Genomic DNA, 1,257 nt, shown 5'->3' with positions numbered 1-1,257 from the left:
TGGTTGGGTCCCCGGAGAGTAGTCCAGTGTTTGTGTGAGTTTCGTGTCCGAGAATGGACGCAGGAGGAAATTCACGAATCATGGCACGCAGACATACCCCTGAGCAGGTCATCGCCAAGGTCCGGCAGGGCCAGAAGATGCTCAACGACGGACGCCCGATGGTCGAGGTCATCAAGGAGCTCCAAGTCACCGAAGCGACCTGGTACCGGTGGCTGAACCAGTACGGGTCCGAGAAGAACGCCGAGGCGTCCAAGCGGACGAAGGAGCTGGAGAAGGAGAACGCCCGGCTCAAGCGCCTGCTGGCGGAGAAGGAGCTGGCCATCGACATCCTGAACGAGGTGGCCAAGGGAAAATTCTGAGCCCCGAACCCCGCCGTCGCGCCGTGCGCATGGCGGTGGAGAAATTCGGGGCATCCGAACGTTTCGCCTGCGCGCTTCTGGGTCAGAACCGGTCCGCGTTCCGTAAGAAGAAACCCGACATGGGCTTCGAGGAAATGCGGCTGCGCACAGCCCTGCGCGCCCTCGCAGCGAAGCACCCCGCGTGGGGCTGGCGGAAGGCCCGCTGGCACCTGCTGGCCCAGCCGGAGTGGGGCGGTGTAGTGCTGAACAGGAAGCGTGTGCGCCGGCTCTGGCGCGACGAAGGCTTGGTTTGTAAACCCAGGGCGCGGAAGAAGCGTCGAACCGGGCCCGGCGCCGGGGAGCAGAAGCGCCTCACAGCGGAGTATCCGATGCACGTGGTCAGCTTCGACTTTCAGTCCGATGTGACCTCCTGCGGCCGGCACATCCGGTTCTTCAACGTCGTCGACGAATACACCCGCACCGCGCTGGCCATCATCCCGCGCCGGTCTTTCAAGGCAGCCGACGTGGTCGCGGTACTGGAGAACATCATCGCCGAAACCGGCACCGCTCCGACCTACGTCAGGTGTGACAACGGCCCGGAATTCACCGCTGCCGCCCTGATCGACTGGTGCAACAACGCCGGGGTGGACACCGCGTTCATCGACCCCGGATCACCCTGGCAGAACGGTTTCATCGAGTCCTTCAACGCCCAGTTCAGAAGGGAACAACTCTCCGGAGAAATCATCGACACCATGGCCGAAGCGAAGTATTTGGCCGAGGAATGGAAAGCTATCTACAATCATGAACGGCCCCACGGATCCCTGAACGGCATGACGCCGAAACGCTACTGGGAAAACTGGACGCAAGAAAACCAATTAGCTATCGCATAGACGCTGGACTGCTAACGGGGGCCCAATCA

Annotated in this window: 1 protein-coding gene; it reads left to right on the top strand. The window is 61.9% G+C overall.

All coding sequences use genetic code 11. From position 1 onward, the window contains the following. Positions 1-80 precede the first annotated feature (80 nt). A protein-coding gene (locus AC1DJW_RS26410; protein WP_476902942.1) for an IS3 family transposase occupies positions 81-1,228 on the top strand; the annotation gives its coding sequence in 2 pieces (ribosomal slippage) (positions 81-354 and positions 354-1,228; 1,149 coding nt in all). Positions 1,229-1,257 lie beyond the last annotated feature (29 nt).

The sequence above is a fragment of the Arthrobacter sp. 05L417 genome, from assembly GCF_056397865.1.
This window is presented reverse-complemented; position numbering and strand designations above follow the sequence as displayed.